The organism is Variovorax sp. 679 (genome assembly GCF_003952185.1).
GTDB lineage: Bacteria > Pseudomonadota > Gammaproteobacteria > Burkholderiales > Burkholderiaceae_C > Variovorax.
Genome location: NZ_RXFS01000002.1, coordinates 593674 through 619223 on the forward strand (window position 1 = coordinate 593674; position 25550 = coordinate 619223).

25 protein-coding genes are annotated in these 25550 nt (G+C 65.7%); 6 read left to right on the forward strand and 19 right to left on the reverse strand.

Features of this window, described 5'->3' with window-relative positions:
• Positions 1-188: 188 nt before the first annotated feature.
• The 6 genes from EJO71_RS06740 to EJO71_RS06765 all read right to left on the reverse strand — a co-directional run bounded on the left by EJO71_RS06740 (position 189) and on the right by EJO71_RS06765 (position 5355).
• Positions 189-764, reverse strand: a complete 576-nt coding sequence (locus EJO71_RS06740; RefSeq protein WP_125947545.1) for a ClpXP protease specificity-enhancing factor — start codon at positions 762-764, stop codon at positions 189-191.
• 41 nt (positions 765-805) lie between these two features.
• Positions 806-1417: a glutathione S-transferase N-terminal domain-containing protein gene (locus EJO71_RS06745; protein WP_007835362.1), complete on the reverse strand. Its 612-nt coding sequence runs from the start codon at positions 1415-1417 to the stop codon at positions 806-808.
• A 97-nt stretch (positions 1418-1514) separates the two neighbouring features.
• Positions 1515-2291 (reverse strand): cytochrome c1, encoded by a 777-nt coding sequence (locus EJO71_RS06750; protein ID WP_125947544.1) that lies wholly within the window; start codon positions 2289-2291, stop codon positions 1515-1517.
• A gap of 36 nt (positions 2292-2327) precedes the next feature.
• Positions 2328-3764 (reverse strand): cytochrome bc complex cytochrome b subunit, encoded by a 1437-nt coding sequence (locus EJO71_RS06755; protein ID WP_125947543.1) that lies wholly within the window; start codon positions 3762-3764, stop codon positions 2328-2330.
• A 14-nt stretch (positions 3765-3778) separates the two neighbouring features.
• A complete protein-coding gene (gene petA, locus EJO71_RS06760; protein WP_125947542.1) occupies positions 3779-4396 on the reverse strand; it encodes a ubiquinol-cytochrome c reductase iron-sulfur subunit in 618 nt (205 codons plus the stop codon).
• A 170-nt stretch (positions 4397-4566) separates the two neighbouring features.
• A complete protein-coding gene (locus EJO71_RS06765) occupies positions 4567-5355 on the reverse strand; it encodes a response regulator transcription factor (RefSeq protein ID WP_125947541.1) in 789 nt (262 codons plus the stop codon).
• Between the two features lie 720 nt (positions 5356-6075).
• On the opposite strand from EJO71_RS06765, the gene EJO71_RS06770 reads away from it, so the two are divergent.
• From EJO71_RS06770 to mscL, 3 genes are all read left to right on the forward strand, one after another.
• The gene (locus EJO71_RS06770) at positions 6076-9006 is read left to right on the forward strand and encodes an S-layer family protein (RefSeq protein WP_240651286.1); all 2931 of its coding nucleotides are present in this window, start codon (positions 6076-6078) and stop codon (positions 9004-9006) included.
• 156 nt (positions 9007-9162) lie between these two features.
• The gene (locus EJO71_RS06775) at positions 9163-11652 is read left to right on the forward strand and encodes a tetratricopeptide repeat protein (protein WP_125947540.1); all 2490 of its coding nucleotides are present in this window, start codon (positions 9163-9165) and stop codon (positions 11650-11652) included.
• 59 nt (positions 11653-11711) lie between these two features.
• Positions 11712-12143, forward strand: coding sequence for a large conductance mechanosensitive channel protein MscL (gene mscL, locus EJO71_RS06780; RefSeq protein ID WP_125947539.1), 432 nt, complete (start codon positions 11712-11714; stop codon positions 12141-12143).
• A gap of 115 nt (positions 12144-12258) precedes the next feature.
• Here mscL and pdxA read toward each other — a convergent pair whose 3' ends face one another.
• The 3 genes from pdxA to EJO71_RS06795 are packed head-to-tail and all read right to left on the reverse strand — an operon-like array spanning position 12259 to position 15412.
• The gene (gene pdxA, locus EJO71_RS06785; RefSeq protein WP_125947538.1) at positions 12259-13293 is read right to left on the reverse strand and encodes a 4-hydroxythreonine-4-phosphate dehydrogenase PdxA; all 1035 of its coding nucleotides are present in this window, start codon (positions 13291-13293) and stop codon (positions 12259-12261) included.
• Positions 13290-14063: a Nif3-like dinuclear metal center hexameric protein gene (locus EJO71_RS06790; protein WP_125947537.1), complete on the reverse strand. Its 774-nt coding sequence runs from the start codon at positions 14061-14063 to the stop codon at positions 13290-13292. The genes pdxA and EJO71_RS06790 overlap by 4 nt, the downstream gene beginning before the upstream one ends.
• On the reverse strand, positions 14060-15412 hold the full coding sequence (locus EJO71_RS06795) for an MFS transporter (protein ID WP_125947536.1): 1353 nt from the start codon (positions 15410-15412) through the stop codon (positions 14060-14062). Before EJO71_RS06795 ends, EJO71_RS06790 begins: the two co-directional genes overlap by 4 nt.
• Positions 15413-15707: 295 nt before the next feature.
• Between EJO71_RS06795 and EJO71_RS06800 the strand changes: the two genes are divergently transcribed.
• A complete protein-coding gene (locus tag EJO71_RS06800) occupies positions 15708-16868 on the forward strand; it encodes a trypsin-like peptidase domain-containing protein (RefSeq protein WP_125947535.1) in 1161 nt (386 codons plus the stop codon).
• A 162-nt stretch (positions 16869-17030) separates the two neighbouring features.
• On the opposite strand, the gene tatC is transcribed toward EJO71_RS06800, so the two are convergent.
• The 9 genes from tatC to EJO71_RS06845 all read right to left on the reverse strand — a co-directional run bounded on the left by tatC (position 17031) and on the right by EJO71_RS06845 (position 21949).
• A complete protein-coding gene (gene tatC / locus EJO71_RS06805) occupies positions 17031-17840 on the reverse strand; it encodes a twin-arginine translocase subunit TatC (protein ID WP_125947534.1) in 810 nt (269 codons plus the stop codon).
• Between the two features lie 66 nt (positions 17841-17906).
• On the reverse strand, positions 17907-18377 hold the full coding sequence (gene tatB / locus EJO71_RS06810) for a Sec-independent protein translocase protein TatB (protein ID WP_125947533.1): 471 nt from the start codon (positions 18375-18377) through the stop codon (positions 17907-17909).
• Positions 18378-18393: 16 nt separating this feature from the next.
• Positions 18394-18639 carry a Sec-independent protein translocase subunit TatA gene (gene tatA / locus EJO71_RS06815; protein ID WP_125947532.1) on the reverse strand — a complete coding sequence of 82 codons (246 nt, stop codon included), beginning with the start codon at positions 18637-18639 and terminating at the stop codon, positions 18394-18396.
• 65 nt (positions 18640-18704) lie between these two features.
• Positions 18705-19064 carry a histidine triad nucleotide-binding protein gene (locus EJO71_RS06820; RefSeq protein ID WP_125947531.1) on the reverse strand — a complete coding sequence of 120 codons (360 nt, stop codon included), beginning with the start codon at positions 19062-19064 and terminating at the stop codon, positions 18705-18707.
• Positions 19054-19443 (reverse strand): hypothetical protein, encoded by a 390-nt coding sequence (locus EJO71_RS06825; protein ID WP_125947530.1) that lies wholly within the window; start codon positions 19441-19443, stop codon positions 19054-19056. The genes EJO71_RS06820 and EJO71_RS06825 overlap by 11 nt, the downstream gene beginning before the upstream one ends.
• Positions 19444-19456: 13 nt before the next feature.
• Positions 19457-19852: a phosphoribosyl-ATP diphosphatase gene (locus EJO71_RS06830; protein ID WP_125947529.1), complete on the reverse strand. Its 396-nt coding sequence runs from the start codon at positions 19850-19852 to the stop codon at positions 19457-19459.
• The gene (gene hisI, locus EJO71_RS06835) at positions 19849-20238 is read right to left on the reverse strand and encodes a phosphoribosyl-AMP cyclohydrolase (RefSeq protein ID WP_013539725.1); all 390 of its coding nucleotides are present in this window, start codon (positions 20236-20238) and stop codon (positions 19849-19851) included. Before hisI ends, EJO71_RS06830 begins: the two co-directional genes overlap by 4 nt.
• Positions 20239-20304: 66 nt before the next feature.
• Entirely contained in the window at positions 20305-21090 is a 786-nt protein-coding gene (hisF, locus tag EJO71_RS06840) for an imidazole glycerol phosphate synthase subunit HisF (protein WP_125947528.1), read from the reverse strand.
• Between the two features lie 25 nt (positions 21091-21115).
• Positions 21116-21949 (reverse strand): D-hexose-6-phosphate mutarotase, encoded by an 834-nt coding sequence (locus EJO71_RS06845; RefSeq protein WP_125947527.1) that lies wholly within the window; start codon positions 21947-21949, stop codon positions 21116-21118.
• Positions 21950-22118: 169 nt separating this feature from the next.
• Here EJO71_RS06845 and EJO71_RS06850 point away from each other — a divergent pair, with 169 nt between their 5' ends.
• Both EJO71_RS06850 and EJO71_RS06855 read left to right on the forward strand, forming a co-directional pair.
• A complete protein-coding gene (locus EJO71_RS06850) occupies positions 22119-23423 on the forward strand; it encodes a dicarboxylate/amino acid:cation symporter (protein WP_125947526.1) in 1305 nt (434 codons plus the stop codon).
• Between the two features lie 14 nt (positions 23424-23437).
• Positions 23438-24355, forward strand: coding sequence for an amino acid ABC transporter substrate-binding protein (locus EJO71_RS06855; RefSeq protein WP_125947525.1), 918 nt, complete (start codon positions 23438-23440; stop codon positions 24353-24355).
• An 18-nt stretch (positions 24356-24373) separates the two neighbouring features.
• On the opposite strand, the gene EJO71_RS06860 is transcribed toward EJO71_RS06855, so the two are convergent.
• Positions 24374-25546 carry an AAA family ATPase gene (locus tag EJO71_RS06860; RefSeq protein WP_125947524.1) on the reverse strand — a complete coding sequence of 391 codons (1173 nt, stop codon included), beginning with the start codon at positions 25544-25546 and terminating at the stop codon, positions 24374-24376.
• Between the last annotated feature and the right edge of the window lie 4 nt (positions 25547-25550).

The following is a 25550-nucleotide window of genomic DNA, read 5'->3' on the forward strand; positions in this document are numbered from 1 at the left end:
TGACAAGGCAGCTCAGAACAGCCAAACACCCCAAAGCGGGGCGCATCATAGCGCTGGGAAAGGTCTCAAAGGCAACAGGCGCTCAATTACGTAGTAAAGGCGGGTGCTCTACCAATTGAGCTAAAGCGGCGGAATTCCAGTGCGTGATTCTAGCCAGTGGTGCCGGGGTGCCCGGCCGCCGTCACCTGCTACTTGATGCGCTTGAGCGAAGGCCTTGCGCCGCCCCCGGCCGGCGGGCGCGGCGGCTCGTCGACCGGATCGGCGGGCGAGCCTGCGTCGACCGTTTCGTCGGCGTCTTCGCCCGTCACCAGGTGGACGATCTTGCCGGCATCGCCTTCGGCGCCGCGCGAGGCGTCACGCAAAGGCATGCGGGCCGGACCCTGGGGCGAAGAAGGCGCGGCAGGGGCCTGGCCATCGTCGTGATCCGCGGGAACCGACGGTGCCGGCGCGGGAAACGCCATGCCCTGCCCGTTCTCGCGCGCGTAGATGGCGATCACGCGCCCCACCGGCACGCTGATTTCACGCGCCGTGCCCGCGAAACGGGCCTTGAACTCGATGAAGTCGTTGCCGAGCTTGAGCGAACTGGTCGCGTCGAAGCTGATGTTGAGCACGATCTCGCCGTTCTTCACGTACTCGCGCGGCACCTGGACGGTGTCGTCGACCTGCACCGCGACATAGGGCGTGAACCCGTTGTCGGTGCACCATTCGTACAGCGCCCGGATGAGGTACGGGCGGGTGGAGGACGACTCGAGCGCGTTGATCATGAAAGACAGCGAAAAGCGAAGAAAGCAGGCACGAAGCTTACTTACTTTCGCATGACCTTTTCAGATGGGGTCAGTGCCTCGATGTAGGCCGGGCGCGAGAAGATGCGCTCTGCGTACTTCAGCAGCGGTGCCGCGTTCTTGCTCAGGTCGATGCCGTAGTAGTCGAGGCGCCACAGCAGCGGCGCGATGGCCACGTCGAGCATCGAGAAGTTGTCGCCCAGCATGTACTTGTTCTTGAGGAACACGGGCGCCAGCTGCGTGAGGCGGTCGCGGATGTGCGAGCGGGCCTTTTCCAGCGCCTTCTCGTTGCCCTTGGTGGTGCGGTTCTCGAGCGTCGAGACGTGCACGAAGAGTTCCTTCTCGAAGTTGAGCAGGAACAGGCGCACGCGGGCGCGGTCGACCGGGTCGCCGGGCATCAGCTGGGGATGCGGGAAGCGCTCGTCGATGTACTCGTTGATGATGTTCGACTCGTACAGGATCAGGTCGCGCTCGACCAGGATCGGCACCTGGCCGTACGGGTTCATCACGCTGATGTCTTCGGGCTTGTTGTAGAGATCGACGTCGCGGATCTCGAAGTCCATGCCCTTTTCGAACAACACGAAGCGGCAGCGGTGGGAAAAGGGGCAGGTCGTTCCTGAATACAAGACCATCATGGCAAGAGACTCCTAAAAATCAAAAAGAGTGGGTCGCGTTGGCAACCCACTCTGTGGGACCGGATGCCACGAGGGTATCCGGTCGGCGTGGACGGAACTACTTGACGTCTTTCCAGTACGAGGCGTTCAACCTCCACACGAACACCACCGACATGGCCAGGAACAGCAGCACCCAGACGCCGATGCGGATTCGGGTGTTCTGTGCCGGTTCGGCCATCCATTGCAGGTAGCTCACCAGGTCGCCGACAGCCGCATCGTATTGCACGGGCGTCAGGGTGCCTGGCGTGACCTGCTCCCACTTGCCCGTGAACACATCGGCTTCATGGCCATGCTGCTCGACCTTGGCATAGACCGGGCGGCGCTCGCCTTGCAGTTCCCACAGGGGGTTCGGCATGGCAACGCTGGGGAACACGAGGTTGTTCCAGCCGGTGGCCTTGGTTTCGTCGCGGTAGTAGGTGCGGAGGTACGTGTAGAGGTAGTCGGCGCCGGTGCCGCCGTGGCCGGCGCGCGAGCGGGCGACCAGCGTCAGGTCGGGCGGCGTGGTGCCGAACCAGTCCTTGGCCTGTCGCGCGTCGATGTTGGCCTTCATGGTTTCGCCGACCTTGTCGGTCGTGAACAGAAGGTTGTCCTTGATCTGCTGCTCGGTGATGCCGATGTCCTGCAGGCGGTTGTAGCGCATGAAGGCGGCGGAGTGGCAGTTCAGGCAGTAGTTGACGAACAGCTTGGCGCCGTTCTGCAGGGCTGCCACGTCGGTCGTCTTGTTGGGAGCCTTGTCCCACGCGACGCCCTCGGACTCGGCCGATGCCGCCGCGGAGAAGGTCAGGCCCAGAGCCAGCCCCAGGACCGCGAGCCAGCCGGAAATGCTTTTCTTCATCGTGTTTCTCTCAGCTCTCTTGCGCTTCTGGTTGTCTCAATGGGCGGCGAAGACCACGCGCTCGGGCACGGTCTTGAACTCACCCTTGCGGCTCCACCACGGCATCAGCAGGAAGAAGCCGAAGTACACGAGCGTCCCGATCTGCGAGATGGTCTGCGCGATGTCCAGCTTGAACGAGCCGATGGCCAGCTCGCCCCAGACGCCGGGAGGCTGGATGCCCAGGTAGCCCAGGATCAGGAAGAAGAACACGAAGAGGCCGTACACGTACTTGTGCCAGCCCGGACGGTAGCGGATCGACTTGACTTCGCTGTGGTCGAGCCACGGCAGGAAGAACAGGATGATGACCGAGCCGCCCATGACGACCACGCCCCAGAACTTGGCGTCGAAGGTCTTGAGCAGGAAGATGGCCACGAGCGCCACGACGAGGCCGGCGATCTTCAGGCCCATGCCCGACTTGCCCTTGAAGAGGTTCCAGAGGGCGGCCGCGGCGATGATCAGCGAGAACACGTTGACCATGTCGTCGGTGGTCGCGCGCAGCATCGAATAGAACGGCGTGAAGTACCACACCGGGGCGATGTGGTTCGGCGTCTTCAGCGAATCGGCCGGGATGAAGTTGTTGTACTCGAGGAAGTACCCGCCGGCTTCAGGGGCGAAGAAGATCACCGCCGAGAAGATCGTGAGGAACACCACCACGCCGAAGATGTCGTGCACGGTGTAGTACGGATGCGACGGAATGCCGTCCAGCGGATGGCCGTCGGGGCCGCGCTTGGCCTTGATCTCGATGCCGTCGGGGTTGTTCGAACCCACTTCGTGCAGAGCGATCAGGTGGGCGACCACCAGGCCGAGCAGCACCAGCGGCACGGCGATCACGTGGAAGCTGAAGAAGCGGTTCAGCGTGGCGTCGCTCACCACGTAGTCGCCGCGGATCAGCAGGGCCAGGTCGGGGCCGATGAACGGGATGGCGGCGAACAGGTTCACGATCACCTGGGCGCCCCAGTAGGACATCTGGCCCCAGGGCAGCAGGTAGCCCATGAAGGCCTCGGCCATCAGGCACAGGAAGATCGCGCAGCCGAACACCCAGATCAGCTCGCGCGGCTTGCGGTAGCTGCCGTACATGAGGCCGCGGAACATGTGCAGGTACACCACGATGAAGAACGCCGAGGCGCCCGTCGAGTGGATGTAGCGAATGAGCCAGCCCCACGGCACGTCGCGCATGATGTACTCGACCGATGCGAACGCCTGGTTCGCGTCGGGCTTGTAGTGCATGACGAGGAAGATGCCGGTGACGATCTGGATCACCAGCACCAGCATTGCCAGCGAGCCGAAGATGTACCAGAAGTTGAAGTTCTTCGGCGCGTAGTACTTGCCCCACTGGTCGTTCCACAGCTTGCTGAGCGGGAAGCGGTTGTCGACCCAGTTCAGCAGCTTCTCGCTGGCCGGTGCGTTGGGGGAAATCTCGTGGAATTCAGCCATGTTCTTCTTCCGCCTCAGGCCTTCTTGGAGTCTTCACCGATCAGGAGCTTGGTGTCCGACAGGTACATGTGCGGCGGCACCGGCAGGTTGTCGGGCGCTGGCTTGTTCTTGAAGACCCGGCCGGCCAGGTCGAAAGTGGAACCGTGGCAGGGGCAGAGGAAGCCGCCTTCCCAGTCGTTCGGCAGCGAGGGCTGCGGACCGGCCTGGAAGCGGTCGGTCGGCGAGCAGCCCAGGTGGGTGCAGATGCCGACCACGACCAGCACGTCGGGCTTGATCGAGCGGTGCTCGTTCTGCGCGTACTTGGGGGTGAATTCGTCGGGGTGACGCTTGGAGAGGGGGTCGGCCAGCTGGCCGTCCAGCTTGGGAAGTTCGGCGATCTGCGCGGGGGTGCGCTTGAGGATCCAGACCGGCTTGCCCCGCCATTCGACGGTGATCTTCTCGCCGACCTTGAGCGCCGAGATATCGACCTCGACCGCAGCGCCGGCAGCCTTGGCCTTCTCGGAAGGCTGGAAGGTGCTCACAAAGGGGATGGCGGTGGCCACGCCACCCGCCACGCCGGCACAGCTTGATGCAATCAGCCAAGTCCGCTTGCTGGTGTCGATCCGGCTCGAGCCGGAGTTCATGTCACTCATGGGGGGATCCTCTTGTCTTCTTCGCTGGAGCAGGAGTCAACCCGCGATTGTAGCGGGGCGCTAAAGGGATATTCAATGGCTGCCATGCGCGTGGCCGGCGAACGACGGCAAGGCGCGCCGCATTCGCGGGCGCCCGCCGGGGGCGACAGGGGGCTGTCGCCGCGGGGACTTCAGTTCAGAAGACCGTGCTGCATCGCCTCGTGGACCGCCTGGGTCCGCGACTTGACGGAGAGCTTGCGATAGATGCTCTTCGCGTGGAACTCGATGGTATTGACCGAAAGGTACACCGCCTCGGCGATCTGCCGGTTGCTCCAGCCCTGCGCGATCAGGCGCAGCACCTTGAGTTCGCGGGGCGACAGGAGCCCCTGCGGCAGCCTGGAGTCGGATGCCTCCTGCTGATGGAGCTGCTGCTGTTGTTGTTGCGGTGCCTGCCCCTGGACACGAATGGCCTCGATCGTGCGCGCCTTCGCGGAAGCGGCGATCGAACCGAGGATGCGCCGCGCGATGCGCGAGTCCATCGGCGAGCCGCCGCGCTCGATGGAGCGCAGCAGATAGGCAAGCTCCGCATCATCTGCCTCGGTCAGCAGATAACCGATGGCGCCGGCGGCGATGGCGGCATTCACCAGTTGCTGGTCGTCGGCCGCCGACATGCCGACGCTCTCTATGCGCGGATAGGCCTGGCGCGTGTGCTGGAGCACCGCGACGCCGTCGTTGCCCGGCAGGCGCATGTCGACCAGCACGAGGTCATAGGGCAAGGCGGCCAACAAGTTGAATGCCTCGGCACGCCCCGACGCGACCACCACGCGGCGATGCGGCGCGAGATCGCAGAGGATGCGCCGCATGCGGTCGGCACAGATGGCATCGTCCGCGACGATCAGCGCGGCATGGAAGACGCCGCCGTACAACTGCGCGGCCGAAGGCACCGGCCTCGCGGCGGTGTATTGGATGTTCATTTCCATGTCCGCTCTCCTGCCTCCGCGCAGCGGACTTGATCAGTCCCGCATGCGTTGCCGATGCCCAAGAAAAAATTGATCACGCGACGTCCTCCGGCTCTCTGGCTACCCTGTGGGCAGCATCGAAATGTTGTCTTTCGTTTCAGATACCGCAGGAACGATGCCCACGCGGGCGAACATCGGCCACGCACGCCGCTTCAGTGCGTGTAGTACTTTGATTTCGTTGAAGAAATTGCCTCGAACGGCTTGAAAAGCAGGGGCTCGCGCAGGCCCTCGAAGGGCCGTTTTTGCGTCGTTGTTACGTGCGAGTTACCGCGCGTGTTACGTAGCACCGCGCCACACGAAACGCGCCCTCAATCGCGTATCGAAACGTCACCACGCGATTTGCGCGATGCCCGCGAAGCCGCATGTGCATTGGTTTCGCGGGCCATGCATGCATCTGTCGATGCTTCGACGACCTGCATGCATACATCCAGAACTACGGATCCCGGTGATGTTCAGCGATGACCTCGATTCCTAGCATCGGTTGCATTGGGTAACTCGATGAAACCCAACCCTGCTTCCATGGCGACGAGGGCGCCTGGAAGACCAGAAATGGCAACTGATTCTCCAAGGAAGAAAGTCCAAATGACTACATCCCAGCGTCCCAGCGTTCGCTCTTTCATTGTTCGCCGTCCAGGCGTGAGCCAGCTTCTCGCTACGGTGCTCCTGAGCGCCGGATATGTGATGACGCTGCCTGTCGCACACGCCCAGGTCACCATCGGTGGCCAGGAAGTCAATGCCGGCAACGTCGGCGGCAACAACAACAACGGCAACAACAGCGGCGTCCTAGTCGCAACCAACAACGGCATAAGCACCAACGCAATCACCGCAGGCACAGTCTCGGCAACCAGCGTCACCGCAACGCGCGTAACCACCACCAGCCTGAGCGCGACCTCGGCAACAGCCACCAGCCTGACTTCCACCAGCATCAGCACGACCTCCCTCACCGCAGGTACCGTGTCGGCAGGCAGCATCAGTGCAGGCACCGTGTCCTCAGGCAGCGTAAGCGCGGGCACCGTGTCCGCCACCAGTATCAGCACCGCCACGCTCACCGCAGGCACCGTGTCCGCAGGCAGCATCACCGCAGGTACCGTGTCCGCTGCCAACGTCAGCGCCGGCACCGTAACCGCTGGCTCAGGCACCATCACCAGCCTGACCTCCACCAGCATCAGCACGGCCACCCTCACGGCAGGCACTGTCTCCGCAGGCAGCATCACCGCGGGTACCGTGTCCGCTGCCAACGTCAGCGCCGGCACCGTGACTGCAGGCTCCGGCACCGTCACCAGCCTGACCTCCACCAGCATCAGCACGGCTACCCTCACGGCAGGCACCGTGTCCGCAGGCAGCATCACCGCAGGTACCGTGTCCGCTACCAACGTCAGCGCCGGCACCGTGACCGCTGGCTCCGGCACCGTCACCAGCCTGACCTCCACCAGCATCAGCACCGCCACGCTCACTGCAGGCACCGTCTCCGCGGGCAGCATCAGCGCAGCTACCCTCACGGCAGGCACTGTGTCCGCAGGCAGCGTCAGCGCGGGTACCGTGTCCGCCACCAACGTCAGCGCCGGCACCGTGACCGCTGGCTCCGGCACCGTGACCAGCCTGACCTCCACCAGCATCAGCACGGCGACCCTGACTGCAGGCACCGTGTCCGCAGGCAGCGTCAGCGCCACGAACGTCTCGGCCACCAACGGCACGATCAACAACCTGGCCACGACCACCATCACGGCCGCCAACGGCACGATCAATACGCTGAGCGCGACCAGCATCACGTCCAGCACGGTCAGCGCGGGCAACGTGACCACCGGCAACCTGTCGTCGGGCAACGGCACGATCCAGTCGCTGACGTCGATCAACATCATGGCGACCGGCATCACCTCGACCAACGTGCTGGCGACCGGCATCACCTCGACCAACATCGATGCCACCAACCTGACGTCGAACACCGGCAGCATCTCCACGCTGACGTCCACCAACGTCAGCACCACCAACGTGACGGCCTCGAACGGCACGATCAACACGTTGAGCGCGACCAACGTCAGCACCACCAACCTGACGGCATCGAACGGCACCATCAACACGCTGAGCGCCACCAACGTCAGCGCGACGAACCTGACGGCCAGCAACGGCACGATCAACACGTTGAGCGCGACGAACGTCAGCACCACCAACCTGACGGCATCGAACGGCACCATCAACACGCTGAGCGCGACCAATGTCAGCACGACGGACCTGACGGCCAACAACGGCACGATCAACACGTTGAGCGCGACCAACGTCAGCACCACCAACCTGACGGCATCGAACGGCACCATCAACACGCTGAGCGCGACCAATGTCAGCACGACGGACCTGACAGCCAACAACGGCACGATCAACACGCTGAGCGCCACCAACGTCAGCACGACGAACCTGACGGCCAACAACGGCACCATCAACACGCTGAGCGCGACCAACGTCAGCACGACGGACCTGACGGCCAACAACGGCACGATCAACACGTTGAGCGCAACCAACGTCAGCACGACGAACCTGACGGCCAACAACGGCACGATCAATACCTTGAGCGCAACCAACGTCAGCACGACGGACCTGACGGCGAACAACGGCACGATCAATACGCTGAGCTCGACCAACGTCAGCACGACGAACCTGACGGCCAACAACGGCACGATCAACACGTTGAGCGCGACCAACGTCAGCACCACGAACCTGACGGCCAACGCCGGCACGATCAACACGTTGAGCGCAACCAACGTCAGCACGACGAACCTGACGGCGAACGCCGGCACCATCAACACGTTGAGCGCCACCAACGTCAGCACCACGAACCTCACGGCCAATGCCGGCACGATCAACACGCTGAGTGCCACCAATGTCAGCACGACGAACCTGACGGCGAACGCCGGCACCATCAACACGCTGAGCTCCACCAACGTCAGCACCACCAACCTGACAGCGAGCCGCGGCACGATCAACACGTTGAGCGCGACGAACGTCAGCACCACCAACCTGTCGGCCGCCAGCGCCACCATCAACGCCCTGACCGCCAACACGGTCAGCGCGACGACGGTGAACGCCAGCACGGTGAATGCGACCACCGGCAACTTCCAGACGATCACGGCCGCCAACGGCAACATCACGGTGCTGAACACGCAGACCGGCAACATCACCACGATCAACGCCGTGACCGGCAACGTCACGACGCTGAACGCGGGCACGGTCAACGTCACCGGCAACGTGACGGCGGGCGGCACCATCACGGCGGGCAACGGCGTGGTCGCCAACGGCCGCGTGCAGAACGTGGCTCCTGGCGTGCTGCCGACGGACGCCGCGAACATGTCGCAGTTGAACCAGGTCCGCAACGAGGTGCAGGACATGCGCAAGACCAGCAGCACCGGCGCGGCCATCGCGCTGGCCGCGGCCTCGGTGCCGGCGCTCGAAGCGGGCAAGAGCTTCGGCATCGGCGTGGGCGTGGGCTCCTACGACGGCCGCTCGGCCATCGCCGCGGCAGCCAGCTTCCGCATCGGCGAAGGCGCGCAGATCAAGGTGAACTTCGGCAGCGGCAGCAGCGGCAAGATCGGCGGCGGCATCGGCGCCTCCTGGTCCTGGTAATCCGGCCCGGCACTCCCGTGGCGCCCGTGCGCCGCGGGAATGCCAGCGGATGAAAACGAAAGGCCGGCCCCTATACTGGGTGACCGGCCTTTTCACTTGTACGGAGGCCGGAATCCAAGCGGCCGCTCTCCTCTGACCCGTCCATCACACGGCTTCATGAACTCACCTTCTCTCGCCCCCGCTCCTTCCACACCGGCCGAAGACGCCGGCAGCCTTCTGGAACAGGGACTGACGCTGCACCGGGTGGGCCGTTTCGGCGAAGCCCTGCAGGTCTACGAGGCGCTGCTGTCGCGCTTTCCGGAGCACGCCGACGCACTGCACCTGACGGGCGAAGCGCTGTACCGCCAGGGGCGCCCGAAGCTGGCGCTGAACTACGTGAACCGCGCCATTGCCCGGTCGCAGCACCCCTTCTACTTCAACACCCGCGCGACCATCTTCATGCACATGGGCCTGCCGGCCGAGGCGCAGCAGGACCTTCGCCGCGCGATCAAGGCGCTGCCGAACTATCCCGAGGCCTACGTGAACCTGTCGGCGGTCTACCGCCAGCAGAAGAAGTTCCGCCAGGCGCGCGAGGCCGCCGCCGAAGCCACGCGGCTCGCGCCGCAGGCGCCCGCGGCATGGAACAACGCCGGCGCCATCGACATGGAGCAGGACCGCTTCGACGAGGCGATCGCGCAGTTCCGCCAGGCGCTGGCGCTCGACGCGAACTACGGCGCCGCGCACAAGAACATCGGCAAGATCCGCGCGCACCAGAAGGACTGGGCCGCCGCGCTCGACTCATACGCGCACGCCGCCGCCGATCCGCTGGATTGCGAGGCCGCCTTCATGCTCTCGCGGGCGCTGCAAGCCTGCGGCCGCACCGAGGAAGCCATCGAGCCCATGCAGCGCGCCATGCGCAACTGGCCGGCCGAGGAGCGCCACAAGGCGCTGGCCGACCCCGAGGGCGTGGCCGCGCTCTACGGCGTGTGCGGCGCGCTCGAGGGCGTGTCGATGCGTTTTGCCGAATCGGCCGAGCTCTACAAGCTCGCGCTCGAGAGCCTGCCCGAGCACGAGCTGCTGCTGAACAACCTGGGCACGGTGAACTTCCGCCTGGGCCATTTCGACACCGCCATCGAGGTGCTGAAGAAGGCGCTCGAAGTGCATCCGCGCCAGGTGCTCGCGCGCTGCAACCTGGGCGTGACCTACGTGATGGCCGGCCAGTCGGAGGCCGCCATCGCCGAGTTCGAGCAGTGCCTGCGCGACGACCCGGACTTCATGCCCGCCATGGTGTGGATGCTGGGCGAGAAGGCGCACATCGCCGACTGGAACGGCGTGCCCGAGCTGCGCGAGCGGATCGCGGCGCTGCTGGACAACCCGAGCAACGACCAGACGGTGTCGTCGTTCATCCTGATGTCGAACTACGACGACGCGCGCCGCCTCATGAACTGGACGCAGCGCTCCGCCCTGCTGGCCGACCGCAACGCGGCCATCAGGCCTTTTGCCGACGCGGGCGCCCGCCGCACCTCGCCGCGCATCCGCGTGGGCTACTACTCCTTCGACTTCCGCAACCACCCGGTCGCGCACCTGACGGCCGAACTCTACGGCCAGCACGACCGCAAGGACTTCGAGGTCTTCGTCTATTCCTACGGACCGGACGACGGCCATCCTGCACGGGCACGCATCGCGGCGTCGGTCGAGCACTTCGTCGATCTGCAGGGCCAGTCGATCCAGCAGATGGCCGAGCGCATCCGCGAGGACGAGATCGACATCCTGGTCGACCTCTCGGGCGACACGCGCGGCGCCAAGCCTCAGGTGATGGCGTATCACGCGGCGCCCGCGCAGCTCATGTGGCTGGGCTACATGGGCACCAGCGGCACGCCGAACTACGACTACCTGGTGTCAGACAACTACCTCTCGCCGCCGGGTACGGAAGACTGCTATTCCGAAAAGCTGCTGCGCCTGCCCGAGACCTTCCAGGTGATCGACACGCAGCGCCCCGTCAACCCGCACAGGCCCACGCGCGCCGAGCACGGCCTGCCCGAAGACGCCTTCGTGCTGTGCAACTTCTCGCAGTCCTTCAAGATCCAGCCCGAGACCTTCGCGGCCTGGGTGCGCATTGCACAGGGCATTCCGAACTCGGTGCTGTGGCTGGCGCAAGGGCCGAAGGGCTTCGAGCACAACCTGCGCGCGCAGTGGGAGAAGGCGGGCCTCGCCACCGGGCGGCTGATCGTGTCGCCGCGCATGCCGGTCGACCAGCATCTGGCGCGCATCGGCCTGGCCGACCTGTTCATCGACACCTTCCCCTACAGCAGCGGCGCCACCGCGAACGACGTGCTGTGGTCGGGCGTGCCGCTGCTGGCGCTCACGGGCACGACGATGGTGTCGCGCATGGCGGGCAGCCTGCTCGGCGCCATCGGGCTGCCGGAGCTGGTGGCCACGAACCACGACGAGTATGTGCGCAAGGCCATCCACTACGCCACGCATCCCGACGAACTGGCCACGCTGCGCGCACGGCTCGCCGCGGCCAAGGATGCACGCAGCGGCTACTTCGACACGCCGCGCTTCGTGCGCCATCTCGAAGACGGCTACAGGCAAATTGCCGCGCGCAGTCGTGAAGGTTTGCCGGCCGCGCATGTCGACGTTGCGCCACGCGCGCTGGAGAAGTGAGCAATCGCGGGCATACTCGGCTCTCCTTCAACAGCAGAGCTCCAGCAGCCTTTTGAATCATGAGCATCCTCAGTGAATTCAAGGAATTTGCCGTCAAGGGCAACGTCATCGACCTCGCGGTCGGCGTGATCATCGGCGCGGCGTTCGGCAAGATCGTCGACTCGCTCGTGGCCGACATCATCATGCCGCTGGTCGGCGTGGTGTTCGGCAAGCTCGACTTCTCCAACCTCTACGTGGTGCTGGGCACCGCGCCGGCCGGCGTGGCGAACACGCTGGCGGACCTGAAGAAGGCCGGCGTTCCGGTGCTGGCGTACGGCAACTTCATCACCATCGCCGTCAACTTCGTGATCCTCGCCTTCATCATCTTCATGATGGTCAAGCAGATCAACCGCCTGAAGCGCAGCGAAGAGCCGGCGCCCGCCGCCGCTCCCGAGACGCCCGAAGACGTGGCGCTGCTGCGCGAGATCCGCGACAGCCTCAAGCAGCGCTGAGCTTGTTGCTCGCCCCCAGGCTGCGCGCACTGCGTGTCGCTTCGCCAACCCCCTACCGGGGGCAACACCGACGGCCCGGCGAAGCCGGTTCCGTGGTGTTTCTGGAGAACTCCGTTCAGCTCAGCGTGCGGGCCATGCGCAGCGCCTCGACAAGGCTCGAGGCATCGGCCAGCCCCGTTCCCGCAATGTCGAACGCGGTGCCGTGATCGGGGCTGGTCCGCACCAGCGGCAGCCCCAGCGTCACGTTCACGCCCTTCTCCACGCCCAGGTACTTGACCGGGATCAGGCCCTGGTCGTGGTACATCGCGACCACCACGTCGAACTCGCCGCTTGACGGCACACCTTGCTTGGCGCGCGCGCGCATGAAGACCGTGTCGGGCGCATGAGGCCCGCTGGCGTCGATGCCTTCGGCGCGCGCGGCCTCGACGGCAGGCGCGATGATCTCCCGCTCCTCCGAACCGAACAGGCCGCCCTCGCCCGCATGCGGGTTGAGGCCCGCCACGCCGATGCGCGGTGCGCGGCCCAGCGCATGCGTCAGCGCGCGGTGCGTGATGCGCAGTGTTTCGAGCACGCCCTCGAAGCGCACCGCCTCGATGGCGTGGCGCAGCGACATGTGGATGCTGACGAGCACGGTGCGAAGCTCGTCGTTGGCCAGCATCATGCGCACCGGCATGTCGGCCAGCGCACGGCCCATGTGGGCGGCAGCCTCGGCCTGCAGCAGCTCGGTATGGCCGGGATACGGAAAGCCGGCGGCCGACAGCGCCTCCTTGTGCAGCGGCGCGGTCACGATGGCGCCGATCTCGCCGCGCAGCGCGGCGCGCGCGGCCCAGATCACGCACTCACCCGCCACTCGACCGGCTTCGGCGCTGATGCGGCCCGTTTCAATGCCCGAAGGCGGCGCGATCACCTGCAGCACGGGAATGCAACCCGGCGGCACCGTCGCCGCCTCGGCGACGGATTCGATCTCGAGCACAGGCCACGCAAGCTGACCCGGCGCAGCCAGGGCCTGCGAAGCCTTGCGCATCGTGCCCACGTCGCCGGCAACGAAGGCGCCATGGGTCGCCTCGGGCGCGTCGCGGAAGGCCTTGACGATGATTTCCGGCCCGATGCCGGCCGGATCGCCCAGCGTGATGGCGATTGCTGCGCTCATGCCGGGTTGTCGATGTCGATGAACTCGTGCTTCAGCCCGAGTTGCGCCGCCACATGCCCCGCCACCGCCGGCGCGCCGTAGCGCTCGGTGGCATGGTGCCCGCAAGCCAGGAAGGCCACGCCCATCTCGCGCGCGTAGTGGGCCTGGGGCTCCGAGATCTCGCCGGTGATGAAGGCATCGGCGCCGGCCGCGATGGCGGCCTCGAAGTAGCCCTGCGCGCCGCCGGTGCACCAGGCAATGTTCTTGATGGGGCGTTGCGCCGTGTCGAGGAGCGTGACGGGTCTTTTCAGCACTTGCTCGACGTGCGTGGCAAGCGCTTTTGCGTTGTCGAAGCTCTCGCCGTTTTCCTGCGCGCCGAGAAAACCCAGCTCCTGCTCGCCGAAGCGCCCGGCCGAGCCGGCATGCGCCACGAGCCCCAGCTTCAGGCCGAGCTGGGCGTTGTTGCCGAGTTCGGGGTGCGCATCGAGCGGCAGGTGATAGGCGAAGAGGTTGACGTCGTCGCCCAACAGCAGGCCCAGGCGCTGCTTCATCCAGCCGGTGACGCAACCGTCCTGGCCGCGCCAGAACAGGCCGTGGTGAACGAAGATCGCGTCGGCCTCGGCGCTGATCGCGGCCTCGATCAGCGCGCGGCTGGCGGTCACGCCCGAGACGATCTTGCGGACCACGGTACGCCCTTCGACCTGCAGGCCGTTGGGTCCGTAGTCCTTGAAGCGCCCGGGGGCCAGCAGCAGGTCGAATGCGTGAAGCAGTTCGTGGCGGGTGGTGCTCATCGCGCCATTGTCGCGCCGGGCGCGGGGGCCCCGCCATCCCGCATCGCATAGCCGCGCGCAGCCAGGGGCAGCAGGGCCAGCAGGAAGCCCAGCGCGGCCAGCACCGCCACGTAGTGCGCCGGAGCCATCGTGTCGCGCTGCAGCCAGAGCGTGAGGATCACCGGCGTCAGCCCGCCGAAGACCGCGTACGACATGTTGTAGGCGAACGAGAGCCCGGTGAAGCGCACCGGCGCCGGGAAGGCGCGCACGCCAGCGATCGGCACGGTCGCGATGGTGCCGACGAACAGGCCCACCAGACCGTAGTGCCAGAACAGCGTGGCCGGCGTGCCGGGCAGGCCGCTGTAGAACAGGTAGGCGGTGGCAAAGAGACCGCCCCAGCCGACCAGCATCACGGTGCGCGTGCCGATGCGGTCGCAGGCCCAGCCGGCCAGCATGCAGCCCAGCGTCAGGGTGAGCGTTGCCAGCGCATTGGCCTCGAGCGCCATCGCGGCGGGAATGTGGTGCACCTTCTGCAGGTAGGTGGGCGTGTAGAGCACAACGACCACGATGGCGGCCGACAGCACCCAGGTCAGCAGCGCAACGTACACGCAGGCCAGGCGATGCTCGCGCAGCACGGTGCGCAGCGGCAGCTCGCGCGCCACGCTGCGGCGGCCGGCCAGCTCCTTGAACACCGGCGTCTCGTGCAGGAAGCGGCGCAGGTACACCGACACCAGCCCGAACACGCCGCCCAGGATGAACGGGATGCGCCATGCGAAGTCGCTCACCTGCTCGGGCGAATAGTGGCGGTTGATGGCCACCGCGATCAGCGAACCCAGCAGGATGCCGCCGGTGATGCCCGAGGTCAGCATGCCGATGCCGAAGCCGTAGCGCTTTGCCGGCACGTGCTCGCCCACGAACACCCAGGCGCCTGGCATCTCGCCGCCGATGGCCGCGCCTTGCAGCACGCGCATCGCCAGCAGCAGCAGGGGCGCCGCGACGCCGATGCTCTCGTAGGTCGGCAGCAGGCCGATCACCAGCGTGGGCGCCGCCATCAGGAAGATCGACAGCGTGAACATGCGCTTGCGACCGAAGATGTCGCCGAAATGCGCGATGACGATGCCGCCCACCGGGCGCGCGAGGTAGCCGGCCGCGAAGATGCCGAAGGTCTGCAGCTGCCGCAGCCAGTCGGGCATGTCGGCCGGGAAGAACAGCGCGCCCAGCACGGTGGCGAAGAACACGTAGATGACGAAGTCGTAGAACTCCAGCGTGCCGCCGAGGGCGGACAGGCCGAGGGTCTTGTAGTCGCTCGAGTCGAGCGTGCGCGCCGGCACCGGCTGCGCGCCGTCCGGGAAGTTTGCTTCTGAAGTCATGGCTGGCAGGGAGGTCTTGACCGCGCGCCAGCCGCGGGACCGGGTGAGAAAACGGAAAAATGGCGCGCTGGCGGAATGCCTTGCCGCTTCCACCGGGTGGGCGGCGCGGGAGGCCGGAAAAAGCACGGGCCGGGTGGGCTCGACCTGCAATGCTAGGTGTTAACCCGGGTTTACGTACAAAGGAAGTCTTAATCTCGACCTCCCCGAGCGGTTTCTGGGCCATGCGGTTGAGGGACAATTGACAACATTGCCGTGTTGCATGGCGGCTTTTCAACGTCTTTTTCACCGATCTTTCATGAAACGCACCTGGCTGCTATTTGCCCAAGCCGTGACTGTCCTGCTCGCGGCCTACTTCGTCGTTGCGACGCTCAAGCCCGAGTGGCTCAACAAGCGCGCGACTTCGCTGGGCGGCGTGGTCTCGATCGTCGAGGCGCCCACGGGCAGCCCGAACATCCCGGCGCCGGGCAGCCTGAGCGCGCCGGCCAAGAAAGCCTCGCCGGCGGTGGTGAGCATCAACACCAGCAAGGCCGCTCAGCGCCATCCGCGCAGCAACGACCCGTGGTTCCGCTTCTTCTTCGGCGACCAGGACGACCAACCCCAGGTCGGCCTGGGCAGCGGCGTGATCGTGAGCCCCGACGGCTACATCCTCACCAACAACCACGTGGTGGAAGGCGCCGACGAGATCGAGGTGACGCTCAACGACAGCCGCCACGCACGCGGCAAGGTGATCGGCACCGACCCCGACACCGACCTGGCCGTGCTGAAGATCGAGCTCGACAAGCTGCCGGTGATCGTGCTGGGCGACTCCGACGCGCTGCAGGTTGGCGACCAGGTGCTGGCCATCGGCAATCCCTTCGGCGTGGGCCAGACCGTGACCAGCGGCATCGTCTCGGCGCTGGGCCGCAACCAGCTGGGCATCAACAACTTCGAGAACTTCATCCAGACCGACGCGGCCATCAACCCCGGCAACTCGGGCGGCGCGCTGATCGACATCAACGGAAACCTGCAGGGCATCAACACCGCGATCTACTCGCGCTCGGGCGGCAGCATGGGCATCGGCTTCGCCATTCCGGTGTCGATGGCCAAGATCGTGCTCGAAGGGATCGTGAAGGAAGGCCAGGTACGCCGCGGCTGGATCGGCGTGGAGCCGAGCGACCTGTCGCCCGAACTCGCCGAGACCTTCGGCGTGAAGGCGGACGCGGGCGTGATCATCACCGGCGTGCTGCAGAACGGCCCCGCCGCCAAGGCCGGCATCCGCCCGGGCGACGTGATCACCTCGGTGGGCGAGAAGAAGACCGACAACGTGCAGGCGCTGCTGACCGCGGTGGCCGGCCTGAAGCCCGGCAGCACCTCGCGCTTCGCGCTGCAACGCGGCAGCGACAAGATGGAACTGGACGTGACGCCGGGCCTGAGGCCGAAGAGCCCGGTAAGGCAAGTGCCCAACCAGCAGGAGTAGGGCTCGCCCGCTGGCTGCGCGCACTTCGTGTCGCTTCGCCTACCCCCTACCGGGGGCAACACCTGAGGCCCGGCAAAGCCGATTCCTCGGTGTTTCTGGAATTTCCGTGGAACGTTGTGACGCCCGCAGCCGCTCCTGCGGCAGCGCTCCCCTTCCGGGGACTCAGCTGGAAGCCGAGTCAGCGCTTTGTTCGTCTTCAGGCTTCCGGCCGGAGCCGGCGAAGTACTTGGCGCCGATGATGCCCACCTCGTACAGCAGGCACATCGGTATCGCCAGCGCCAGCTGCGACACCACATCGGGCGGCGTGAGCACCGCAGCGACGACGAACGCGACCACGATGAAGTAGCCGCGGAAGGACTTCAGCTTCTCGATGGTCACCATCTCGAAGCGCACCAGCAGCATCACGACGATCGGCACCTGGAACGCCACGCCGAAGGCGATGTAGAGCGACAGGATCGCCTCGACGTACGAAGAGATGTCGGGCGTTGCCTGCACCGCGGCCGGTGCAAAGCGCTGGATGAAGCTGAACATCTTGTCCAGCACGAACAACTGCACGAAGGCGATGCCCGCGTAGGCCAGCAGGCTGCCGAAGAAGATCAGCGGCAGCGCGAATTTCTTTTCATGGCTGTAGAGCCCCGGCGCGATGAACATCCACGCCTGGTACATGAGCCAGGGCAGCGCCAGCAGCACGGCCGCCATCATCAGCACCTTGAGCGGCACGAAGAACGGCGAGAACACGCCGATGGCGATGAGTTTCGCGTCGTGCGGCATGTGCGCCTTGATCGGCACCGCGATCAGGTCGATCAGCCCGGCCGGCCCGGGCCAGATGGCCAGCAGCACGCCCGCGACCACGAGACCGTAGACGCAATAGAGCAGCCGGTCGCGAAGCTCCATCAGGTGCGCCACGAACGGCTGTTCGGTGCCCGCCAGCTCGTCTTCCTTGTCTTTGCTCTTGTTGTCTGAATCGGCCATTGGAAAAGAAGATAGCGTGACGTCGGCCGGCGTGCGGCGCCCGAGGAACGCGGTGAAGGGAAGCCGCTAGTTGATCTTGTTGATCGTGTGAGGGCGGAAGCGCGCAACGCGGGCCGCGCCCGACAGCGCCTTGGTGCGCACGCCGTTGCGCGCCTTGTACCACTGCGGCGTGGCGCCCTGCTTCAGGCGCCAGTTCTTGCGGGGATGCTTGTACACGGGCGGCGGAAGCGGCTCCGGCTCGGACAGCGCCGAGAGGGTTTCGCCCGAGCCGCTGAACTGCTTCTCGAATTCGCTCGCGCCCGTGTGAATGCTGTGCTCGACGTCGCGCGCCGCATCCTCGACCGTGGTCTTCATCTTGCGGAGCTCGTCGAGCTCCATAGAGCGGTTGACTTCGGCCTTGACGTCGTTCACGTAGCGCTGCGCCTTGCCGAGCAGCGTGCCGACGGTGCGGGCCACGCGCGGCAGCTTTTCCGGACCGATGACGATCAGCGCCACGACGCCGATCAGCGCCAGCTTCTCAATGCCGAGGTCGAGCACGTGCTGCTGCCCGCGCTCAGGACTTCTGACGCGCTTCGACGTCGATCGCCGACTTGTCGCTGTTGGCCGGTTGGCCGGTCACTTGCTGGGCGGGGGCCGACGGGGCGGCGGCATCGGACGAAGCGCCGTCCTTCATGCCGTCCTTGAAACCCTTGACGGCACCGCCAAGGTCCGAACCCATGTTCCGCAGCTTCTTGGTGCCGAAGATCATGACCACGACGAGCAGCACGATCAGCCAGTGCCAGATGGAAAAAGAACCCATGGAGAACTCCTAAGAATGTGTCCGATTTTAGTCGGGCGGAATGTGACAGTTTGGCTTAATGCCGCTCAGCCGCGAAGCCACGGCCGGGGGCCGCCCATGACATGGACATGGAGATGGTGAACCTCCTGCCCGCCCTCTGCGCCCGTATTGACCACCACCCGGTAGCCGCCGTCCGGATAGGGCCTGCAGCCCTGCTCCAGCGCCAGCTTGGGTGCCAGGGTCATGATCTTGCCCATCAGCGCCGAGTCTTCGGGCGTCAGCTGGGCCATCGACGGGATGTGCCTCTTGGGCACCAGCATGAAATGCACCGGCGCCCAAGGCGCGATGTCATGAAAGCCGAACAGGTCCTCGTCTTCGTAGACCTTGCGCGAGGGGATCTTGCCCTCGATGATTTTGCAGAAAATGCAGTTCGGATCAGATGACATCTTTGGGTTCCATGGGACGGCTGTCGTTCATCCGGATCATGCCTTTCACGATCCGGTAGAGGAACCACAGCGAGATCAGGCTCCAGGCGATCCAGCCCGGCACGAAAAGCAGCAGCCAGAGCCACGAGGTGACGATGTACAGCAGCCCTGCCCACAGCACCGAACGGATGCGCCAGCTGAAGTGCGAGGCCTGCCAGGTGCCGGCCGCGTCGTCGCGCTTCACGAAGTCGATCACCAGCGCGATCAGCAGCAGCAGCACGGAAGCCTGCGCCCCCGGCACGACGGCGCCGATGGCCACGATCAGGTGCAGGATGTAGCTCACCCAGCCCCAGGTCTTGAGGGAGTCGTCGGGTTCCACGTTCACGATGTCGTTGGCCATGGCCGATGTCCTTTCAGTCGTTGGAGGCTTCGGATTCCCGAGCCTTCACCTTGCGCAGCGCCTTTTCCTCGATGCCGCTGGTGCCCTCGCGGCGCTCGAGCTCCGCGGTGACGTCCGAAGGGGAAAAACCGTAGTGAGCCAGCGCCACCATGGTGTGGAACCACAGGTCGGCCACTTCGTTCACTATTTTCGAGCGGTCGCCACCGTGATCAGCGTCCTTGGCGGCCATCACGACCTCGGTGGCTTCCTCGCCGATCTTCTTGAGGAAGGCGTCGGGGCCCTTGTGCAGCAGGCGCGCTACGTAGCTCTTCTCGGGATCGCCGCCGCGCGCGGGCAGGCGGCTTTCGATGACCGCGGCCAGTCGAGCGAGTGCGTCGGAGGTGCTGTCGTTGTTCACTGTGGCCGTCATTTGTAGATCGACTCCGGGTCTTTCAAGACGGGTTCGACCACCGTCCATTGGCCCTTTTCGTATTTGCTGAAGAAGCAGCTGTGGCGCCCGGTGTGGCAGGCGATGCCGGGCTCGTGGCCGAGCTGGGTGACCTTGAGCAGCACCACGTCGTTGTCGCAGTCGAGGCGGATCTCGTGCACGGTCTGCACGTGACCCGATTCCTCGCCCTTGAACCACAGCTTGTTGCGCGAGCGGCTGAAATACACCGCGCGGCCCAGCTCGGCGGTCTTTTCGAGCGCCTCGCGGTTCATCCAGGCGAACATCAGCACGTCGTTGCTGCCTTGTTCCTGCGCGATCACGGGCACAAGGCCGTTCGCGTCCCACTTCACTTCATCGAGCCAGTTCATGGAGGTATTGTCGGGGATGGCAAAAGACCCTTGAACAGCCGTTCGGCAAGCTGTTCGGTGGGCCGCTCAGCGGTCGATGCGCACGGGAATGCCCCGCGCGGCCATGCGCGCCTTGGCCTCGCCCACCGTGTGTTCGCCGTAGTGGAAGATGCTGGCCGCCAGCACCGCGTCGGCGCCGCCGGTCTGGATGCCGTCGGCCAAGTCGTCCAGGCTGCCCACGCCGCCCGAGGCGATCACCGGCACGTTCACGGCGTTGCTCACCGCGCGGGTCAGCTCCAGGTCGAAGCCGCTCTTGGTGCCGTCGCGGTCCATGCTGGTCAGCAGGATCTCGCCGGCGCCTCGGCGCGCCATCTCGGTCGCCCATTCGACGGCATCCAGGCCGGTGTTCTTGCGCCCGCCGTGGCTGTACACGTCCCAGCCCACGCCGCGCGTGGCGGCTTCTTCGGGGCTGCGGCGCTTGGCGTCGATGGCGACCACGATGCATTGCGAGCCGTACTTCTGCGCAGCGTCGCTGATCACCTGCGGGTCTGCGATGGCGGCCGAGTTGAAGCTGGTCTTGTCGGCACCCGCGTTGAGCAGCCGCCGCACGTCGGCCACGGTGCGCACGCCGCCGCCCACGGTCAGCGGAATGAAGACCTGCGAGGCCACCGCCTCGATGATCGGCAGGATCAGGTCGCGGCCGTCGCTGGTGGCGGTAATGTCGAGGAAGGTGAGTTCGTCGGCGCCCTGGGCGTTGTAGCGCGCTGCGATCTCGACCGGGTCTCCGGCATCGCGCAGTTCGACGAAATTGACGCCCTTGACGACACGGCCACCGGTGACGTCGAGGCAGGGAATGATGCGTTTGGCAAGCATGGTGTGATGGGGAACCGGTAGGAAATCAGAGAACGCGCAGCCGTTGCCAGCCGAGCCATTGGTCGCCGGGCGCGAGCAGCACGGGCTCGTCGATGCGGGCCGCCTCGACGCAGAGCATGTGGCGGAAGCCGTCGGCGGGCATGTCGGCGAGTTTCGCACCGAGCACGGCGCCGGGGTTCCAGACCACGGTTTCGGTGCAGCTGGCGCTCTGGGATATCTCGAGCGTGCCGCCTGGCTGAACCAGGTGCAAAGGCTGGGCGGGCGCGGCATAGACGCTGTCGAACTCTGCATCGAAATGCAACACTGGCGCGGTTTCCGCGCGGCGGTCGTCGCGCAGCGAATCCCAGCGGTTGGCACCCTGCAGGCCCTCGAGCCGCACGTCGGCAATGTCGTCGACGCGCAGGTAGGTGTGCAGCGCCGCGGCAAAGGTCCAGGGCGTGCTGTCGGTATTTACCAGTGTGAGCGCGGTGCGCAACTGGCCACGGGACAAGGTGGCTTCCAGCCGTGCCTCAAAAGCGTGCGGCCAGAGCTTGCGGGTGGCTTCGGAGTCGCGAAGCGTCAGCCGCAGCGTGCCGGGCGCATCCGAAACCTCGTGCACCCAAGGCAAATTGCGCATGAATCCATGCTTGGGCAACATGCCACGCTGGTTGAATTGAGGGCAGCAAATGGGTACTCCGCCGCGGATGGCCGCCTGTCCGTCGAACACGGCCGAAGGGCTCAGGTAGAGCCTTTCCACCCCGTCGGCCGCGGTCCACGAGAGCACTTGCGCACCGTGCAGGGCCACCGTGAGGGTGCTTCCATCGATGCCGCTGGCGCGCAATGCGGGCTGGCCGCGAAACTCGATCGGGGTGATTTCCATGGCGAGAATTGTAGGCAGCGCCCATACCGTGGCACGGAATTGGCATCAAGGGCCATTGCGTGCCCGGGGCCTTCTTGGATACCCTGTGATCGCTTGCATCGAGGGACAACGTGCAAGTCGGTCCCGTGCACTCCAAAAACTACTCTCACACGACAAAAAGGGGATACGAATGAAGAAGCTGCCGATGGCCGCATGGATCCTGATCGCGATGGTGCTCGGCATCATCGTCGGCTACATGATCTTCTCGAGCTTTCCTGACAAGAAAGCCGCAAAGGAAATCGCGGACTACGTCTCCATCGTCTCGGACGTCTTCCTGCGCCTCATCAAGATGCTGATCGGACCGCTGGTGTTCTCCACGCTGGTGGTGGGCATCGCGCACATGGGCGACGCCAAGTCGGTCGGCCGGGTGTTCGGCAAGGCCATCGGCTGGTTCCTCACCGCCTCGCTGATCTCGTTGGTCATCGGCCTGGTCATGGCGAACCTGCTCAAGCCGGGCGAGAACCTCGGCCTGCCGCTGCCGGACATCGGCGCATCGGCCAACCTTGCCACCTCGAAATTCACGCTGAAGGACTTCGTGAGCCACACGGTGCCGAAGTCCTTCGTGGAGGCCATGGCCAACAACGAGATCCTGCAGATCGTGGTGTTCTCGATGTTCTTCGGCGTGGCGCTGGCCTCGCTGGGCGACAAGGCCAAGACGCTGGTTGCCGCCATCGAGGAGCTGTCGCACGCCATGCTCAAGATCACCGGCTACGTCATGAAGCTCGCCCCGCTCGCCGTGCTGGCCGCCATGGCCGCCACGGTGGCCGTCAACGGACTGGGCATCCTGCTGAAGTTCGCGGTGTTCATGGGCGACTTCTACCTGGGCCTGTTCGTGCTGTGGAGCGTGCTGATCCTGGCGGGCTTCCTGTTCCTGGGCCCGCGCGTGTTCAAGCTGCTGGTGCTCATCAAGGAAGCCTTCCTGCTGTCGTTCGCCACGGCCAGTTCCGAGGCGGCCTACCCGAAGATCCTGCAGGCGCTCGACCGTTTCGGCGTGAAGCGCAAGATCTCCAGCTTCGTGATGCCGATGGGCTACTCGTTCAACCTCGACGGCTCGATGATGTACTGCACCTTCGCCGTGCTCTTCATCGCGCAGGCCTACAACATCCACATGCCGATCAGCACGCAGATCACGATGCTGCTGATCCTGATGCTCACCTCCAAGGGCATGGCCGGCGTGCCGCGCGCCTCGCTGGTGGTGATCGCCGCCACGCTGAACCACTTCGACATTCCCGAGGCCGGCCTGCTGCTGATCCTGGGCGTGGACACCTTCCTCGACATGGGCCGCTCTGCCACCAACGCGGTGGGCAACTCCATCGCCACGGCGGTGGTCGCAAAGTGGGAGGGCGAGCTGCTTTCCGAAAGCGACGCCGAGATCAACGCCAAGGCGCTCGACGAGGAGGCCAGCGCCACCCTCGCCCATCCGGCTCACGCCTGAGCCCGAGGAACGCCATGAAGCGCATCGGCACAACGCCATCCGCTTTCCTCGCCGCGCTCCTGGCGGCCCTGCTTCTCGCTGCACTGCCTGCAGGGCCCGCGCGAGCGCAGGAGCAGCTCACCGGCACGCTGGCCAAGGCCCGCGAGAGCGGCACCATCGCCATCGGCTACCGCGAGTCGTCGGTGCCGTTCTCGTACCTCAATGCGCGCAACGAGCCCATCGGCTATTCGATCGAGCTGTGCCGCGCACTGGTGACGGCCATCGAGGACGCGGTGAACAAGAGCCTCACGATCAAGTGGGTGCCCGTGACCTCCGACTCGCGCATCGACGCGGTCGTGAGCGGCAAGGTCGACCTGGAATGCGGCTCGACCACCAACAACCTCGAACGCCAGAAGCGCGTGAGCTTCTCGCCCACGATGTTCGTCTCGGGCACCAAGGTGCTGGTGAAGAAGGGGTCGCCGATCAAGTCGTTCCGCGACCTCGCCAACCGCAAGGTGGCCGTCACGGCCGGCACCACCAACGAGAAGACGCTGCGCGACCTGTCGGAGAAGTTCAAGCTGAGCATCAACCTGCAGGTGACGCGCGACCATGCGGAGTCGTTCGGCCTTGTGAAAAGCGGCCAAGCCGACGCCTTCGCCACCGACGACGTGCTGCTCTACGGCCTGATCGCGAAGGACGCCGCCAAAGCCGACTACGAGGTGGTCGGCGATTTCCTCTCCTACGACCCGTACGGGATCATGTACCGCAAGGGCGATCCGCAGCTCAACAAGGTGGTGATCGACACCTTCCAGGTGCTGGCGGAGGACGGTGAGATCGAGCGGCAGTACAAGCGCTGGTTCCTGCGCAAGCTGCCGTCGGGGGAAAGCATCAACCTGCCGATGAGCGCGCAGCTCGAAACCATCATCCAGACGATGTCGGTGAAGGCCGAATAGGCCCTCGTTCGACCATCGTTATCGAGTTGGCCACTCCCATCGCGGAATCTCGCTCATGTCGAGATTCGCGATGCGCGTCTCGCCGAAGCGCTTCTCCAGCACCACGGGCTGCACGCCGTCGCTGTCGTCCAGCGCGGAAATGAGCCTCGCGGCGTGCGACACCACGATCACCTGCGACTGCCGCGCGGCCTGCGCGATGAGACGGCCCAGCGCCGGCAGCAGGTCGGGGTGCAGGCTGGTTTCGGGTTCGTTGAGCACCAGCAGCGCGGGCGGGCGCGGCGTGAGCAGCGCCGCGATCCACAGCAGGTAGCGCAGCGTGCCATCGGACAGTTCGGCGGCTGTAAGGGGCCTCAGCAGGCCGTGCTGATGCATCAGCGTCTCGAAGCGGTCGCCGGTCACCTGGACTTCGATGCGTGCGCCGGGAAAGGCGTCGTCCACAGCTCGGTCGAGCGCTTCACCGTCGCCGATCTCGCGGATGGTCTGCAATGCGGCGGCCAGATCGGCGCCGTCGTTGGCGAGCACCGGCGTGTAGGTGCCCAGTTGCGGCTGGCGCGCGGGCGCATCTGCGTCGGAGCGGAAATGGTCGTAGAAGCGCCAGGAGCGCATCTGCTCGCGCAGCGTGAGCATCTCGGGCGCGTCGCGCGGGTCGGCGTGCTCGGTCATCATGCTGGCGAAGGCGGGAATCGGCCGGCCGATGGCCTGCCAGCCCTTGCCCTCGCGCAGGCGCAGCGCGGCGCCCTTGCGGTCGACCAGCTGTGTCGAGGGGCGCAGCAGCGGGCCGCTCCAGATGGCTTCGTGCTTGATCTGCGGGTCGCTCGAGAAGGCGGTCGACGGGATCGGCGGCGGCAGGCCGATGTCGATGGCGTAGCCGAAGTCTTCGGCTTCCACACCGGCAAAGCCCAACTTCAGTGCCACGGGCTCGCTGCGCCCGGTGCCCTGCACCGGCACTTCGCCCCTCAACATGGCCGCCGAGAAGCGCTCGGGCCCGGCCCACAAGGTCGATGAAAGCCCGCCCTCGCGCACCAGCGAGCGGATCACGCCGCCGTTGGCGATGTCGGCCAGCAGCCGCATCGCGCGGTACACGCTCGACTTGCCGCTGCCGTTGGGCCCGGTCACGACCGTGAGCCGGCCCAGCGGCACGGTCAGCTGCCGCAGCGATCGGTAGTTGGCAATGGCGAGCGCGGAGAGCACGCGC